The organism is Amycolatopsis sp. NPDC003676, from assembly GCF_053587275.1.
In genome coordinates, this window is the sequence record NZ_JBSFNS010000087.1 from 20,669 (window position 1) to 35,873 (window position 15,205).

General features: G+C 68.7%; 17 protein-coding genes. 7 read left to right on the forward strand and 10 right to left on the reverse strand.

The window, feature by feature from the left end; all coding sequences use genetic code 11:
* Positions 1 to 26 precede the first annotated feature (26 nt).
* From ACWDNU_RS34035 to kstD, 5 genes are read right to left on the reverse strand one after another with little or no spacing between them, the layout of a single operon-like run.
* Entirely contained in the window at positions 27 to 887 is an 861-nt protein-coding gene (locus ACWDNU_RS34035; protein ID WP_449671879.1) for a MaoC/PaaZ C-terminal domain-containing protein, read from the reverse strand.
* An 11-nt stretch (positions 888 to 898) separates the two neighbouring features.
* Complete coding sequence (locus ACWDNU_RS34040) at positions 899 to 1,924, reverse strand: 2Fe-2S iron-sulfur cluster-binding protein (RefSeq protein ID WP_449671880.1); 1,026 nt, start codon at positions 1,922 to 1,924, stop codon at positions 899 to 901.
* The gene (locus ACWDNU_RS34045; RefSeq protein ID WP_116206106.1) at positions 1,917 to 2,183 is read right to left on the reverse strand and encodes a hypothetical protein; all 267 of its coding nucleotides are present in this window, start codon (positions 2,181 to 2,183) and stop codon (positions 1,917 to 1,919) included. Before ACWDNU_RS34045 ends, ACWDNU_RS34040 begins: the two co-directional genes overlap by 8 nt.
* Positions 2,180 to 3,355 carry a Rieske 2Fe-2S domain-containing protein gene (locus tag ACWDNU_RS34050; RefSeq protein WP_449671881.1) on the reverse strand — a complete coding sequence of 392 codons (1,176 nt, stop codon included), beginning with the start codon at positions 3,353 to 3,355 and terminating at the stop codon, positions 2,180 to 2,182. The genes ACWDNU_RS34045 and ACWDNU_RS34050 overlap by 4 nt, the downstream gene beginning before the upstream one ends.
* Positions 3,352 to 5,028: a 3-oxosteroid 1-dehydrogenase gene (gene kstD / locus ACWDNU_RS34055; RefSeq protein ID WP_449671882.1), complete on the reverse strand. Its 1,677-nt coding sequence runs from the start codon at positions 5,026 to 5,028 to the stop codon at positions 3,352 to 3,354. The genes ACWDNU_RS34050 and kstD overlap by 4 nt, the downstream gene beginning before the upstream one ends.
* 100 nt (positions 5,029 to 5,128) lie before the next feature.
* Here kstD and ACWDNU_RS34060 point away from each other — a divergent pair, with 100 nt between their 5' ends.
* Genes ACWDNU_RS34060 through hsaB form a run of 5 tightly spaced genes read left to right on the forward strand, consistent with a single transcriptional unit; the run spans position 5,129 to position 10,233 of the window.
* Positions 5,129 to 6,715 carry an FAD-binding protein gene (locus ACWDNU_RS34060; protein WP_449671883.1) on the forward strand — a complete coding sequence of 529 codons (1,587 nt, stop codon included), beginning with the start codon at positions 5,129 to 5,131 and terminating at the stop codon, positions 6,713 to 6,715.
* Positions 6,716 to 6,747: 32 nt separating this feature from the next.
* Positions 6,748 to 7,917 (forward strand): 3-hydroxy-9,10-secoandrosta-1,3,5(10)-triene-9,17-dione monooxygenase oxygenase subunit, encoded by a 1,170-nt coding sequence (gene hsaA / locus ACWDNU_RS34065; RefSeq protein WP_043829213.1) that lies wholly within the window; start codon positions 6,748 to 6,750, stop codon positions 7,915 to 7,917.
* A complete protein-coding gene (gene hsaD, locus ACWDNU_RS34070; RefSeq protein ID WP_449671884.1) occupies positions 7,917 to 8,762 on the forward strand; it encodes a 4,5:9,10-diseco-3-hydroxy-5,9,17-trioxoandrosta-1(10),2-diene-4-oate hydrolase in 846 nt (281 codons plus the stop codon). Before hsaA ends, hsaD begins: the two co-directional genes overlap by 1 nt.
* Complete coding sequence (gene hsaC / locus ACWDNU_RS34075; protein ID WP_449671885.1) at positions 8,762 to 9,661, forward strand: iron-dependent extradiol dioxygenase HsaC; 900 nt, start codon at positions 8,762 to 8,764, stop codon at positions 9,659 to 9,661. The genes hsaD and hsaC overlap by 1 nt, the downstream gene beginning before the upstream one ends.
* Complete coding sequence (gene hsaB, locus ACWDNU_RS34080; protein WP_449671886.1) at positions 9,658 to 10,233, forward strand: 3-hydroxy-9,10-secoandrosta-1,3,5(10)-triene-9,17-dione monooxygenase reductase subunit; 576 nt, start codon at positions 9,658 to 9,660, stop codon at positions 10,231 to 10,233. The genes hsaC and hsaB overlap by 4 nt, the downstream gene beginning before the upstream one ends.
* 51 nt (positions 10,234 to 10,284) lie before the next feature.
* Here hsaB and ACWDNU_RS34085 read toward each other — a convergent pair whose 3' ends face one another.
* The gene (locus tag ACWDNU_RS34085) at positions 10,285 to 10,539 is read right to left on the reverse strand and encodes a Smr/MutS family protein (protein WP_009075408.1); all 255 of its coding nucleotides are present in this window, start codon (positions 10,537 to 10,539) and stop codon (positions 10,285 to 10,287) included.
* 84 nt (positions 10,540 to 10,623) lie between these two features.
* Between ACWDNU_RS34085 and ACWDNU_RS34090 the strand changes: the two genes are divergently transcribed.
* Together ACWDNU_RS34090 and ACWDNU_RS34095 are read left to right on the forward strand one after the other, a co-directional pair.
* Positions 10,624 to 11,217 (forward strand): PadR family transcriptional regulator, encoded by a 594-nt coding sequence (locus ACWDNU_RS34090; protein ID WP_370938958.1) that lies wholly within the window; start codon positions 10,624 to 10,626, stop codon positions 11,215 to 11,217.
* The gene (locus tag ACWDNU_RS34095) at positions 11,214 to 12,392 is read left to right on the forward strand and encodes an FAD-dependent oxidoreductase (protein ID WP_449671887.1); all 1,179 of its coding nucleotides are present in this window, start codon (positions 11,214 to 11,216) and stop codon (positions 12,390 to 12,392) included. The genes ACWDNU_RS34090 and ACWDNU_RS34095 overlap by 4 nt, the downstream gene beginning before the upstream one ends.
* Here ACWDNU_RS34095 and ACWDNU_RS34100 read toward each other — a convergent pair.
* The 4 genes from ACWDNU_RS34100 to ACWDNU_RS34115 all read right to left on the reverse strand — a co-directional run.
* Positions 12,389 to 12,628, reverse strand: coding sequence for a hypothetical protein (locus ACWDNU_RS34100; RefSeq protein ID WP_449671888.1), 240 nt, complete (start codon positions 12,626 to 12,628; stop codon positions 12,389 to 12,391). The two genes, ACWDNU_RS34095 and ACWDNU_RS34100, sit on opposite strands and share 4 nt — an antisense overlap.
* Positions 12,607 to 13,656, reverse strand: coding sequence for an MBL fold metallo-hydrolase (locus ACWDNU_RS34105; protein ID WP_449671889.1), 1,050 nt, complete (start codon positions 13,654 to 13,656; stop codon positions 12,607 to 12,609). Before ACWDNU_RS34105 ends, ACWDNU_RS34100 begins: the two co-directional genes overlap by 22 nt.
* A 10-nt stretch (positions 13,657 to 13,666) precedes the next feature.
* Complete coding sequence (locus ACWDNU_RS34110) at positions 13,667 to 14,701, reverse strand: fatty acid desaturase family protein (RefSeq protein ID WP_370938954.1); 1,035 nt, start codon at positions 14,699 to 14,701, stop codon at positions 13,667 to 13,669.
* Positions 14,702 to 14,942: 241 nt separating this feature from the next.
* Positions 14,943 to 15,205, reverse strand: a 263-nt coding sequence (locus tag ACWDNU_RS34115) for an NAD-binding protein (RefSeq protein ID WP_449671890.1), incomplete at its 5' end; no start/stop codon positions are given.

The following is a 15,205-nucleotide window of genomic DNA, read 5'->3' on the forward strand; positions in this document are numbered from 1 at the left end:
GGACAACCGTATAACGGTCCCGAAGGTCAGCGGGGCCGGAGCACTGTGTCGGCCAGCACAGGCGCATCGCCACGTTCCGGCGCGGTGGTCGTGACCAGCAGACGTCCGTTTTCACGCCACACGCGCACGCGCAGGTTTTCGCCGGGGAACACGACGCCGGCGAACTTCGTCCCGAATGCCGAGACGCGCTCGGGATCGCCGTCGAGGAACGCGTCGACCACGGCCTTCGCGACCACGCCGTACGTGCACAGCCCGTGCAGGATCGGCCGGTCGAACCCGGCGGCTGCGGCGAACGCCGGGTCGGCGTGCAGCGGGTTGCGGTCGCCGCACAGCCGGTACAAAAGCGCCTGCTGCGGCAGGGTCGGCACGTCGAGCACGGCGTCCGGTTCGCGGTCGGGCCACTCGATCTTGTCCGACGGTCCGCGTTCGCCGCCGAAGCCGCCCTCGCCGCGGGCGAAGATGCTGGACCTGGCTGTCCACAATGGAGCGCCGGACTCGTCGGCGACCTCGGTCTCCTGCACCAGCACCGCGGCCTTGCCCTTGTCGAAGACGTCGGCGATCCGGGTCCGCGCGACCGCCTTGCCCTCGACCGGGATCGGCCGGTGCAGTTCGATCTCTTGCTTGCCGTGCAGCACTTTCGCCAGGTCGACGTCGACGCCGGGAAACTTCAGCGCGGGCGGCTCGAAGGTGCGCAGATTCGCCGCGACGGTGGCGAAGGTCGGCAGCACGCGGAGATCGCGCTCGTAGGTGTAGCGCAGTTCGCGCTCGGCCACCGGATCCGCGCCCGCGCCGACGGCCAGGTGGTACAGCAGCACGTCGGACGGCGTCCAGGCGAAACGGACCTCGCCGAGATCGGCTCCGATCGCGACCGCGGGATCGATGGGCACGGACTCTCCACTCACTCGTAGCTGACGGACACCTCGTCGGTCAACGGTACCGACTGGCAGGCCAGCACGATCCCGTCGGCGATGTCGTCGGCGTCCAGCACCTCGTTGTTCAGCATTTTCACTTCGCCGGAGACGATGCGGCACGCGCACGCGCTGCACTGGCCCTCGCGGCAGGAATACGGCGCGTCGAGACCCTCGGCGAGCAGGTGGTCGAGCAGCTTCCGCTGCCGCGGCCAGGTGATCTGCCGGGTCTCGCCGTCGAGGTCGACGGTGAGCGCGGTGGTCTCACCGCTGGCGTCTTCCTCTGGTTCAGGTTCGTCCGCGAAGGGATTCCCCGTGAGCGAGTGGAACTTCTCCACGTGCACGCGTTCGCGCGGCGCACCGAGTTCGCGCAACGCGTCCTGTGCGGCGGCCATGAACGGAGCCGGGCCGCAGAGGAACGCTTCATGGCCCACGTAAGGCTTGGCAAGCGCCCGCAACGCCGTGACGGTCGGCAGTCCCTGCAGGCTTTCCAGCCAATGCACCACGGTGAGCCGGTCGCCGAACCGCTCGGCCAGTTCGCGCAATTCCGCGGCGAAGATCACCGACTGCTCGTCGCGATTGGCGTAAACCAGCACCACCTGGCCGTCGCCCTTTTCCAGCGCCGACTTCAGGATCGACATCACCGGCGTGATCCCGCTGCCCGCGGCGAACAACAGGAAGTCCGAGTCCAAAGAGGACGGGCAGAACACGCCGGACGGCCGCAGCACGTCGATCGTCGCGCCCGCCCGAAGCTCGTCGCAAACCCAATTCGAGCCGTAGCCGTCGACAGTTCGCTTGACCGTGACCTGCACCCGGCCCTCGTGCGGCGCGCTGGAAAGCGAGTAGCACCGCGCGACGGAACCCGTTTGTTCGCTGGGAATCCGCAGGGTGAGGAATTGCCCGGGGGAGTAGGCGAACCGGTCGAGATGCTCGTCCGGAACCGTGAACACAATGGACCGGGCGTCCGCGGTTTCCTCGATCACCTCGGCGACGGTGAGCGTGACGACGTCAGTCATTGCGCACCTGCCCGAAATTGCCGTCGCGCACCGCGGTGTCGATGCTGTCCGCGAGTTTCTCGCAGGTGTCCAGCAACGCGGTGTTGCCGCCGGACGCGGCGTGCGCGGCGAACACCGGACAGCTGGTCGCGGCGTCGGTGGTCCACTGGATGCTGGTGTGCTTCAGGCTGTTTTTCTTGACCAGCACACAGGTTCCGCAGCTGCGGCACTCGTGCGGCCGCAGCCCGGAGGTGAGGAATTCGGTGGCTTCGGCCGTCACACCCCAGCCTCCTCCGACTCAGCCGCCACCTCGGCCTCCGCCCGCTGGCGCGCCAGGTTTTCCTGCACCTCGGCCGCCCACACCTCGTTCGCCTTCGTGGTGTCCACTTCGAACTCGAACCGGCGCGTCATGTCCTCGGTGACGTCCGCGGCGTCCACATAGAACTGGTCGTACCAGCGGCGCAGCTGGTAAACCGGGCCGTCCTCCTCGCACAGCAACGGATTGTCGATCTTGGTCTTGTTCTTCCAGATCTCCACGTCCTGCAGGAACCCGACGCCGATGCCCTTCGCGAGCTTCCCGGCGATCTTGTCCGCGTGCTCGTCGGAAATCCCGGGCATCTTCTTGACCATGATGCCCCACTGCAGCACGAACGACGTCGGCGAAACCGGGTAGTGGCAGTTGATCAGCACGTTCTCGATTTCGAAGCCCTGGAAGGAGTTCACCAGCCAGTTGATCATGTAGGAGGGGCCGAAATACGACGCCTCCGAGCGGAGCAGGTTTTCCTCGCCGCCGTAATTGGACGCCATGCCCATGTCCGGGCGGCCCTTGGTGTTGAGGTACTGGGTGGCGATGTGGCCCTCGAACACGTTCTTGAAATACGTGGGGAAGGCGTAGTGGATGTAGAAGAAGTGCGCCATGTCCACGACGTTGTCGATGATCTCGCGGCAGTTGGCGTTCTCGATGAGGATCGAGTCCCAGGTCCAGTTGCTCCACTCGTCGCTGAACGCGCCCTCGACGCGCGGGATCACGACGTTCTCCGGCGGCGGGTTGCCCTCCGGGTCGTGCCAGACGAACAACTGCTTGTTCTCCTCCAGCACCTGCCACGCTCGCGTGCGCGCCCGCAGCGGGACCCGCTTGGCGTAGGGGATCGACTTGCACTTGCCGTTGCCGCCCCAGCGCCAGTCGTGGAACGGGCAGGCGATCTCGTCGCCCTTCACCGAACCCTGGGTCAGGTCGCCGCCCATGTGCCGGCAGTACCCGTCGAGCACGTTGAGCTTTCCGGCCGTGTCCGCGAACACGACGAGCTTCGTGCCGAACGCCTGCACCGCGTGCGGCTTGCCGTCGCGGAAGCTTTCGGCCAGCCCGAGGCAGTGCCAGCCGCGGGCATACCGCGCCGGGGGCGCCCCGGCGTCGATCGTGCGGATCTCGGATCCATCGGTCTTCGGCGTCACTGCCTGCCTCCCGTGCCGGTCTGATCTTCGTTCGCCAGCGCCTGTGCCGCAAGGTAGCCGAACACCATCGCCGGGCCGATGGTCGCGCCCGGTCCGGCGTAGGTCCGGCCCATCACCGGCGCGCCGGTGTTGCCCGCCGCGTAGAGGCCGGGCACGACCGTGCCGTCCTCTCGCAGGACGCGGGCCTTTTCGTCAATCCGCAGCCCGCCCTTGGTGCCCAGGTCGCCGGGCACCACGCGGACCGCGTAGTACGGGGCCTTGGCGAGTTCGCCGAGGCTCGGGTTGGGACGGTTGCGCGGGTCGCCGTAGTAGTGGTCGTAGGCGCTGAGCCCGCGCTGGAAGTCGTCGTCGACGCCCTTGCGCGCGAAGCCGTTGAACCGCGTGACGGTCTGCTCCAGCGCGTCGGCGGGCACATCGATCTTCTCGGCGAGCCCGGCCAGCGTCGCGGACTTCGCCACGATCCCGGCCTTGTACCAGCGCCCGGGCAGCGGCTGCCGCGGGCCGAGGCCGGTGAACAGGTAGCGGTCGCGGTAGCGCTGGTCGAACACCAGCCACGCGGGGACGTGCTTGCCGGGACCGTCGCCGTCGCCGTACATCGCGTGCACGGCCTCGACGTACGGCGCGGATTCGTTCACGAACCGCGTGCCGTCGGCGTCGACCATCAGGCAGCCGGGCCGGGACCGCTCGGCGAGCGCGAACCACGGACCGCCGGTGAGCGGGAACGACGGGCCCCACCAGGCGTCGTCCATCAGGTCGGTCGCCGCGCCGAGCTTGAGGCCGGCGTTGATGCCGTCGCCGGTGTTCGCCTCCGCGCCGACGGTCCATTCGGTGCCGATCGGCGCGCGCTGGTACTTGGTGCGCATCTCTTCGTTGTGCTCGAAGCCGCCGCAGGCCAGCACCACTCCGCGACGCGCGCGGAACAGTGTCTCTTCGCCGTTGCGACGCGCCACGATGCCGGTGACGACGTCGTTTTCCACCTGCAGATCGACCAGCGGCGTGTCCAGCAGGACCTCGACGCCGGCGTCCCGCAGGCCCTTCCGCAGCCCGGCCGCAAGCGCTTGCCCCATGGACAGCGGCTGCTGCCCGCGGACCCGCCCGACCAGCCATTTCATCCCGAGCGACAGCATCCGGGCGAACCCGCGCGGATGCCGGGCGATCAGGCTCAGCCAGCGATAGTCCGACTGGGTGATCGGCACGCCGAGCGGCGGCGCGCTGTAGGGCGGTTCGAGCCGCGCGAGGTCGGCGCCGAGGAGTTTGCCGTCGAGCGGCTTCGGCTCCACGGACCGGCCGCCGGGACGTCCGCCGGGCGCTTCGGGGTGGTAGTCGCTGTATCCGGGGACCCACTGGAACTCCAGCGGCGTGTTCCGCGTGACGAACTCCAGCACCTCGGGGCCGTGGTCGAGGAAGGTCGTGCGCAACCGCTCCGGCACGACGTCGCCGACGATCGACTCCAGGTACTGCCTCGCGCGTTCGGGTGGTTCTTCGATGCCCGCGGCCCGCAGCGCGTGGTTGCCGGGCAGCCAGACGCCCCCGCCGGAGCGGGCGGTCGAACCGCCGAAGCAGGCTGCCTTTTCCAGCACCACCACGGAAAGCCCGCGATGGGCGGCGGCGAGCGCGGCGGTCATCCCGGCGGCGCCGCTGCCGGCCACCACCACGTCGTACTCGTCCGACATGCCACCTCACATGCAACGTGTTATCGGCTAAAGCTGGCCTGCTCGGGGCCACTTCCGTCACCATAGACGAGAACGTGTTCCAGTTCTAGGGTGGCGGACTATGGACGAGCTCGGGGCGGACGTCGTGATCATCGGAGCCGGCGCGGCCGGCGTGTGCGCGGCCATCGAAGCGGCCGACGCGGGCGCCAGCGTGCTCCTAGTGGACCGGTTTTCCGGCGGCGGGGCCAGTCGCGTGAGCGGCGGCGTGGTCTACGCCGGGGGAGGAACGCCGCAGCAGCGCGCCGCGGGCGTCGACGACAGCGTGGACGCGATGTACGCGTACCTGCGGATGGAAACCGGCGACGTCGTGTCGGAACGGACGTTGCGGCGGTTCTGCGAGGAAAGCGTCGACATGGTGGCGTGGCTGGAGCGGCAAGGCGTGCCGTTCGAGGGCAGCATGTGTGACTACAAGACCTCGTATCCCAGCAACAAGCATTACTTGTATTACTCCGGCAGCGAACTGTCCGGCGGCTTCCGCGACGTGGCGAAACCCGCGCCGCGCGGACACCGGGTCAAGGGGCCGGGCACGTCCGGGAAGCTGCTGATGAAGCAGTTGCTGGCCGCGGCTCGCGAGCGCGGCGTGAAGGTGCTGCCGCAAACGCAGGCGATGAACCTGATCACAGATGACTCCGGCACGGTCACCGGGGTGCTCACGCACAGTCTGCGGGATGCGCCTTCGTGGGTGCGCGCGCGGCATGCGCGGCTCGCGGATTGGGCGGCCAAGCCGGGGATTTACGTGCCTGCGATGCGTCGGTCCTTGCATCAGCGGGTGGAACGGATTGAGCGCAAGCACGCGCGTGAGCTGCGGATTAGTGCGCGGCGAGGCGTGGTGCTGGCGGCGGGCGGATTCATCGTGAACCGCGCGATGGTGCGCGAGCATGCGCCCGCGTATCGCGGCGGGCTGGATCTCGGGACCTCCGCCGACGACGGTTCCGGCATCCGGATGGGCGTCGAGGTCGGCGGGCGCGCGGCGGAGCTGGACCGGGTGTCGGCGTGGCGGTTTCTGACGCCGCCGTCGGCGTTTCTCGGCGGGCTGCTGGTGGGCGCGGACGGGCGGCGGATCATCGACGAATCCCGGTACGGCGCGGCGATCGGCGAGCGGATGATCGCCGAGCACGGCGGACGCGGCTGGCTGCTGGTCGACGAGCCGATCGTCGCCGAAGCCCGGCGGGACGGGCGAAAACAAGGTCAATGGTTCGCGACGCTGCAGCTGCGCTATCTGCTGGGCAAGGGCCGGGTGACCGCGGGGACTCTTGAAGAAGTGGCCGCACGGGCCGGAATCGACCCGGCTGGGCTCGCGGCGACTTACGCCGAGTATCAGCGCGGTCCGGACCCGGCGGGCAAACCGGCGGACTTCGCGCGGCCGCTGGACACGCCGCCGTACTCGCTCATCGACGTGTCGGTGAAACCCAACCTCGGCTACCCGTGCCCGATGCTGACACTAGGCGGCCTGGTGGTCGACGAGGACACCGGCGCGGTGGCCGGCGTACGCGGTCTTTACGCTGCAGGACGCACCGCAGTGGGAATCTGTTCCAGGTCGTATGTGAGCGGTCTTTCGCTGGCTGACTGCGTGTTTTCCGGCCGCCGGGCAGGGTTGCACGGCGCTCACGGCGCGGACCGCGTCGACAAAAACGAGAACGTGTTCTAGTCTTGAGCGTGTCGAGCGAGAGAGGACGGCCGATGAGCGAGCTGGCTGCCGTGATCGCGGGGGTGCGCGACCTTCTTCCCGTGCTGCGGGAACGCGCACAGGAGACCGAGGACGCCCGTCGGATCCCCGCCGAATCAGTGAAAGCGCTGCAGGAGACCGGATTTTTCCGCCTGCTGCAACCGAAACCGTACGGCGGCTTGGAAGCCGACCCGGTCACCTTCTACACCGCGGTCAAGCTCATCGCGAGCGCCTGCGGGTCCACCGGCTGGGTCGCGTCGATTCTCGGCGTGCACCCGTGGCACGTCGCGTTGTTTGACGCGCAAGCCCAGGCGGACGTGTGGGGCGAGGACCACGACGTGCGGATTTCTTCTTCGTACGCGCCGATGGGCAAGGCGACCGTCGTCGAGGGCGGCTATCGGCTGTCCGGGCGATGGAGCTTCTCGTCCGGAAGCGACCACTGCACGTGGGTGCTGCTGGGCGGGCCGGCGTTCGCCGACGGCAAGCCGGTGGACTTCTGCACGTATCTCGTGCCGATCTCGGACTACTCCATTGTGGACGTCTGGGACACGGTCGGGCTGCGCGGCACCGGGTCCAACGACATCGTCGTCGAGGACGTGTTCGTGCCCAAGCACCGCGCGCTGAGCTTCATGGCGACGTCGAAGTGCAAGACCCCGGGCCAGGAAGTCAACCCTGGTCCGCTGTACCGGCTGCCGTACGGCTCGGTGCACCCGAGCACCATCACCGCGCCGATCATCGGGATGGCGCAGGGCGCGTACGACGCGCACGTGGAGCATCAGGGCAAGCGAGTGCGGGCGGCGTACGCGGGCGAACAGTCCAAAGAGGACCCGTTCTCGAAGGTGCGGATCGCCGAGGCGGGCAGCGAGATCGACGCGGCCTGGCTGCAGCTGACACACAACATCGACGAGCTGTACCAGCTGGCCTGCAAGGGCGAGAAGCTGCCGTTCAGCACGCGGCTTCGGGTGCGCCGGGACCAGGTGCGCGGCACCGAGCGGGCGATCTCCGCGATCGACCGGCTTTTCGAGAACTCCGGCGGCCGCGCGCTGCAGCGGGGCACGCCGATCCAGCGCTTCTGGCGCGACGCGCACGCGGGCCGGGTGCACGCGGCGAACGACGCCGAGCGCGCGTACGTCATGTTCGGTACCGGCGAATTCGGTTTGCCCGTCGAGAATGCGATGGTCTGATGGCGCCCGAAGGTTCCTATGCAGACACTGCGGGCGGACTTCGCCTGCACTACCACGAGTCCGGCGCGGAGAACGCCGAGACGGTGCTGTTGCTGCACGGCGGCGGCCCCGGAGCCTCGGCGTGGAGCAACTTCGGCCGCAACCTGCCGGTGTTCGGGAAGTCTTACCGCACACTGGCGATCGACCAGCCGGGCTTCGGCCGGTCCGACAAGCCGACTGAGCACCCGCAGTACTTCCGGCACAGCTCGGACGCGGTCGTCGGCCTGATGGACCAGCTCGGCATCGAAAAAGCGCACATCGTCGGCAATTCGCTCGGCGCGGGCGCGGCGGTCCGGCTCGCGCTGAACCATCCAGGACGCGCCGGGCGGCTGGTGCTGATGGGCGCGGGCGGGTTGAGCGTCAACCTGTTCGCCCCGGATCCCACCGAAGGCGTGCGGCTGCTGTCCCGATTCGCCGGGGATCCGACCCGGGAGCGGATGGAAGCGTTCCTCCGGATCATGGTGCACGACCAGGCTTTGGTGACGGACGAGCTGATCGACGAACGCTTCGAAATCGCGCGTTCGCCGGAGTCGCTCGCCGCGATGCGGGCGATGGGCAAGTCGTTCAGCCTGCCGGATTCCTTCGAGGAAGGCATGTTGTGGCGCGAGGCTTACCGCCTGCGGCAACGGGTCTTGCTCGTGTGGGGCCGGGAGGACCGGGTCAACCCGCTCGACGGCGCTCTCTTGGCGCTGAAGACGATTCCGCGTGCGCAACTGCACGTGTTCGGCGGCTGCGGCCACTGGGCGCAGCTGGAGAAGTTCGACGAGTTCAACCGACTCGCCCTCGACTTCCTCGGGAGTTCGTGATGGCTATCCGTTCGCTGGGATATCTGCGCATCGAGGCCACGGACATGGACGCCTGGCGCGTCTACGGGCTGAAGGTGCTCGGCATGGTGGAGGGTTCGGGCACTGACCCGAACGCGCTTTACCTGCGTATGGACGATTTCCCGGCGCGATTGGTGATCGTGCCGGGGGAGAAGGACCGTCTGCTGGTGGCGGGCTGGGAAGCGGCCAATGCCGCGGAACTGGACGAGGTCCGCACCCGGCTCGACGCCGCTTCGGTGCCGTACAAGGAAGGCACGCCGGAGGAGTTGGCTGACCGCCGCGTGGCGGAGATGATCAGCTTCACCGATCCGTCGGGCAACACCCTGGAGGTGTTCCACGGGGTCGCGCTGCAGCACCGGCGCGTGGTGAGCCCGTACGGCCACCGCTTCGTGACCGGTGAACAGGGCTTGGGTCACGTGGTTTTGTCGACCCACGACGACGAGGCAGCGCTGAGGTTCTACCGGGACGTGCTGGGCTTCCGGCTCCGCGACTCGATGCGTCTCCCGCCGCAGATGGTGGGCCGCCCGGCCGACGGCGACCCGGCGTGGCTGCGGTTCTTCGGCTGCAATCCGCGCCACCACAGCCTGGCGTTCCTGCCGATGCCGACGCCGAGCGGGATCGTGCACCTGATGGTGGAGGTCGAGGAGACCGACGACGTCGGGTTGTGCCTGGACCGTGCGAAGCGCAAGAACGTCCCGATGTCCGCGACGCTGGGCCGGCACGTGAACGACCTGATGCTGTCGTTCTACATGAAGACCCCCGGCGGCTTCGACGTCGAGTTCGGCTGCGAGGGCCGGCAGGTCGAGGACGAGGACTGGATCGCCCGCGAAAGCACCGCGGTTTCGTTGTGGGGCCACGATTTCTCGGTGGGATCGCAATGACAGCCGCCGTTCCGGAGGCAGTGCCGGACCGGTTTCGCGAGGTGCTGGGCCATTTCTGCACCGGCGTGACGGTGGTGACCGGCTACGTCGAGGGCCCCGCTCTCGCCGATTACCCCATGTCGGCTGGACCGGTGGGGTTTGCCTGCCAGTCGTTCGCGGCGTTGTCGCTGGACCCGCCGCTGGTGCTGTTCTGCGTCGCCCGGACGTCGCGCACCTGGCCCGCGCTGGCCGCCGCGGGCACGTTCGCGGTGAACGTGCTCGCCGAAGACCAGCAGTCGGTCTGCGCCGAGTTCGGCCGCCGCGGCGGCGACAAGTTCTCCGGAGTGTCCTGGCGGCCCGCCCCTTCCGGTGCGCCGCTGCTGGACGGAGCCCTGACCTGGGTCGACTGCGAAGTGCAGGCCGTCCACCCGGCCGGGGACCACTACGTGGTGGTCGGCCGGGTGACGGCGCTGGGCGAGACGTCCGATGCCCGCCCGCTGCTGTTCCACCGCGGCCGCTACACAGTCACCGAACCGGTGCCGGACGCGCTCACCGCGCTCATGCCCTGGCCCCGCCCGGACGACTGGCTCTGACTGTCTCGTGAGTGGCAATCGCGGTTAGAACCGCGATTGCCACTCACGAGGCTACTTCCAGCGAAAGTGCACGAACACCCGCCCGAAGTTGTCTTTGTCCTTCTCGACGCGGTGGTAGAGCGCCTTGACGTCCTTGCGCTCCAGGAACCGCAGCACGTGCTTCTTCAGCTGCCCGGACCCTTTGCCCGGAATGATCTCCACGAGCGGCGCCTTCTTCGCGACCGCCTCGTCGATGACCGCGCGCAACGCCCGGTCGATCTCCCCGCCGCGGTTGTAGATGTCGTGAAGATCGAGCTTGAGCTTCATTCCTCCTTCCTACCCCACGTCGCGACCTCATAGTCGACATCGACTAATCTTCTGCGTATAGTCGATCCTGACTAAGGAGCTGTGGTGAAGCGACGCGTAGTGGGGAATCCGCTCGGGCTGGCCGTGCTGGCGGGCTTGCTCGAGGAGCCGATGCATCCGTACGAGATGGCACGGCGGTTCGTGGAGTACGGCAAGGAGCGGGATTTCAAGTACACCCGCAGCTCGCTGTACATGGTGGTCGGGCAGCTGGAGAAGGCCGGGTTCATCGCGGCGCAGGAGACGCTGCGCGATTCCGCGCGGCCGGAGCGGACGGTCTACGCCATTACGCCCACCGGCCGGCTCGAGCTGTTCGACTGGATGCGCGAGCTCGTCGCTGAACCGGCCACCGAATACCCGCTGTTCGGGGCGGCGCTGTCGCTGTTCGTCGTGCTGCCCGCGGACGAGCTCCGCGAGCTGCTCCAGCAGCGGCTCGCCGCGCTCGCCGGCATCGCCGACGACATCCGCGCGGCGATCGAAAACGGGCGAGAGCAGGGGCTCGCCTGGTGGTTCCTGGTCGAGGAGGAATACCGGCTGACGAAAGTCGAGGCGGAGCGCGGCTTCGTCGAGCGGCTCGCCGAGTCGGTCGCCGGGGAGGACTACCGGCAGGCGTGGGAAACCTATTTCAAGGGGAGATCATGAACGTACTAGTGATCGGCGGGGGCATCGCCGGCGCGACCACCGCGATGGCGTTGCAGCGAGCCGGAATCGAAGCCACGGTTTACGAGGCTTACTCCACGACGGCGGACGGAGTCGGCAGCGCGCTGACGCTGTCGCCCAACGGGCGCAACGCTTTGCGCCAGATCGACGCCGACGACGCGGTGGCCGCGGCCGGCATCGAGGTGCCCGGAATGGTGATGCAGAACCACAAGGGCCGGGTGGTCGGCAGGTTCGACGGGCTTCCGGGCCTGCCGCCGAGCTTGCTGATGCGCCGGGACCGGCTGTACCGCGCGTTGATGGACGAAGCGCTGAGCCGGGGGATCACGGTCGAATTCGGCAAGCGGCTGAAGTCCGTCGAGAACAAGCCGGACCAGGTGATCGCGCACTTCGCGGACGGTTCTTCCGCAGCGGGCGACGTGCTGATCGGCGCGGACGGCATCCGGTCGGCTGTCCGGTCCGTTTTGGACCCGGCGGTGCCTGCTCCGCGCTACACCGGATTGCTCGGCCTCGGCGGCTGGATCCGCAATCCCGGCCTGCCGGTCACCGGGAAGCACCAGCATTTCGCCTTCGGCAAGCGGGCGTTCTTCGGCTACTTCATCGACGCGGAAGAGATTCTCTGGTTCAGCAACGTCCCGGCCGCCGACCCGGCCGAGGCGAAGACCGCGTCGCCGGAGCATTGGCTTTCGGTGCTGCGGGACCGGCATGCGGACGACGTCCCGGCGCGCGACATCATCGCGCTGCTGAAACCGGAAGACGTCGGCCAGCCTGGACTGCTGGAGGACATCCCGACGGTGCGGACGTGGTACCGCGGCCGGGTCGTCCTGGTCGGCGACGCCGCGCATCCGACGTCGCCGAGTTCCGGGCAGGGCGCTTCGCAAGCGGTCGAGAGTTCGCTCGAACTAGCGCGCGCTTTGCGGGATTCTCCCGACGTGGCAACGGCTTTCGCCTCGTACGAGACCGCCCGGCGGGAGCGGGTGGAGAAGATCATCGCGCGGGCGGCGAAGATCAACAACGACAAGGCGGCGGGCCCGGTGGCGCGGATTATGCGTGACTTGCTGATGCCCGTGGTGATGAAGACGGTGATGAGCCCGGAGAAGATGTTCGGCGACGTGCATCGGCACCGGATCGAGTTCGCGGCTTCGCGCGCCTCGGTCTAGCGCAGGCACGCGAGCGCGGCGCGACGCACGCGAGCGGTGCGGCCGAGCAATCCCAGCACCGTCAAGGCGTCCGGGGGGCCGCCGCCCTTGACCACGCGGAGCTGGGTCTGTTCGGACGCCCGCAGCAGGTCGTCGGCACGCCAGTCGGGTCCGCTCGTGACGGCGTGGACCAGCGCGGCCGGGTCCTGGCGCTGGCGGACGGGGGAACCGTCCGTCAGCCGAGAGTCTGCCACCATCCGTCCACCGGCGGCGGGGCCGACGCGTCGATCCGCTGTCCCGGCTTCGGGATCGCGAGCGGGAGATCGTTGGCCTTGGCCTCCCGCCACACCCGGTCCGCCGGATCCGACCAGGTGTGCATGGCCAGCGTGAACGTCGCCCAATGCACCGGGATCAGCAAACCGCCGCGCACGTCCAGATGGGCGGCGACGCCTTCCTCCGGTGTCATGTGGATGTCCGGCCAATGCGGGGCGTACGCGCCGACCTGGATCAGCGTCGCGTCGAACGGGCCGTGCTTCGCGCCGATCTCGGCGAAACCGGCGAAATACCCGGTGTCGCCGCTGTAGAAGACGCGATGCTCCGGACCGGCGATCACCCATGACGCCCAGAGCGTGCTGTCGTTCGCGAGGCCGCGGCCGGAGAAATGCTGCGCGGGCGTGGCGACGAACCGGATCCCGGCCACGAGGGCGTCCTCGTGCCAGTCGAGTTCGATGATCCGCGCGGCCGGGACGTGCCACCGTTCGAGGTGCGCGCCGACGCCGAGCGGGACGAGAAACGGCGCGTCGGTCAGCGCGATCAACGCCTGGACGGTGGGCAGGTCCAGGTGGTCGTAGTGGTCGTGGGAGATCACGATCGCGTCCAGTTCGCCCAGTTCCCGCAGCGAAACCGGGGGAGCGTGCAGCCGCCGCGGCCCGGCGAAGGCGGCGGGCGAAACCCGGTCGCCCCACACCGGATCGCACAGCACCCTGGCCCCGTCGATCTCCACCAGCGTCGACGCATGTCCGTACCAGGTAAGGAAAAGACCGGCTGCGGAGGAGGCGGCGGGCGAGGAGATCAGCGGGATCGCGCCGCCCGGACGACGGCGGGCGCGGTCTTCGCCGAACAGGAACTCGCGCACGAGCGCTCCGGGCGAAGAGGGCGTCGCGCGAGTCTTGGCGGCGTTGTGGAACACGCCGTCGGCGTACTGCGGAGACTGGCGCATCCGCTCCGCACGTGCTCCGGCCGCCTTCGCGCCGAAGGCCGCCGGAGTCAGTGCTTGGAACGTCATGCCACCGAGTCTACGAAGCCTTCCTGAGAGGGGCCCCAGCTTCGTGCAGATGCTTGAGCGTCTGCCGATACGAAGACACCAGGCCCGTCCGCAGGTACGAGATGCCGATCTCCGCGCAGTACGCCTCCACCATCGGCTGAGCCCGGCGCAGATGCACCGACGGCATGCTCGGGAACAGGTGATGCTCGATCTGGTGGTTGAGGCCGCCGAGCAGGACGTCGATCACCGGCCCGCCCGCGACGTTGCGTGAGGTGAGCACCTGCTTGCGCAGGAAGTCCAGATCGGTCTTGCCGGTCAGCGTCGGCATGCCCTTGTGGTTCGGCGCGAAGATCGAACCCATGTAGACGCCCCAAAGCCCCTGGTGAACCGCGAAAAACAGCAGCGCGAGACCCGGCGGCAGGACGATGAACAGCGCGGCGAGGTAGACCGCGATGTGGGTGAACAGCAACGCCGCTTCAAGCCCGCGACGGCGCAGACCCGGACGCGCGACCGCGCGGATGCCGGACCAGTGCAGATTGAGACCTTCGAGGGTGAGCAGCGGGAAGAACAAGAACGCCTGGTGCCGGCCGATGAACCGGGGCACGCCGCGAGCCTCGCGAGCCTGCCGCTGCGACCAGACGAGCACATCCGGGTCGACGTCCGGGTCCAGCTCCTCGTGATTCGGGTTCGCGTGGTGCCGGGTGTGCTTGTCCATCCACCACCCGTAACTCATCCCGATGCCGAGATTTCCGGCCAGCCGACCGGCGATCTCCGCCGGACGACGCGTCCGGAACACCTGCCGATGCGCCAGATCGTGCGAAAGCAGGGCGATCTGCCCGAACATGAAGGCCTGGAACGCGGCCACAGCCAGCTGCCACCACGAGTCGCCGAGCAGCGCGAACGCGACCCAGCCTCCCGCGAACAGCACGGTCACGAGCGCGATTCGGGCGGTGTAGTAGCCGGGACGGCGATCCAGGAGACCGGCGTCGGAGATCCGGCGGCAGAGCCGGGCGAAGTCGCTTCCCGGCCGTGGGGGCGAGGGGAGGACGAGCTTGTCGGTGGTCACGGGGGGAGTATTGCGGCGCGGAACCCCGGCGGGAAACCTGCAGACCCGACGGGCCGTGCTGGGGTTGTCCCCACCACGGTCGTGTGCATTCCGGAAGCGGTGCTGCTCAAGCGCATGGCGAAGGGCCGGGGGGCCGCTCCGGCATGGCTCCCGGGGGCAGCAGGGTTACTCCGTGTGCCAGTGAAATTTCCATCGTTCGGCGGTCTGCTTCCCGCCGCCCCCTCCGCGAAGCGGCGGCTTCTCAGCGCGACTCGCCGACGGACCGCCTCCGGGTCACCTCGGCGATGCTCGCCCAGTCGAGGTCCGCGCCGATCTGCTCGACCGCGGTGGTGAACACGTCCTGAAGAACCGGCCCGGCGGGAAGCTCGACGCCGAGCTCGCCGGCGGTGTCCAGCGCGAGCTTCAGGTCCTTCAGCCCCAGCGCCGCGGTGAACCCCGGCGGTGTGTAGGCGCCGGCGGCGATGGCGTCCCCGTAGCCGCGGTAAACCGCGCCGGGGAAGACGG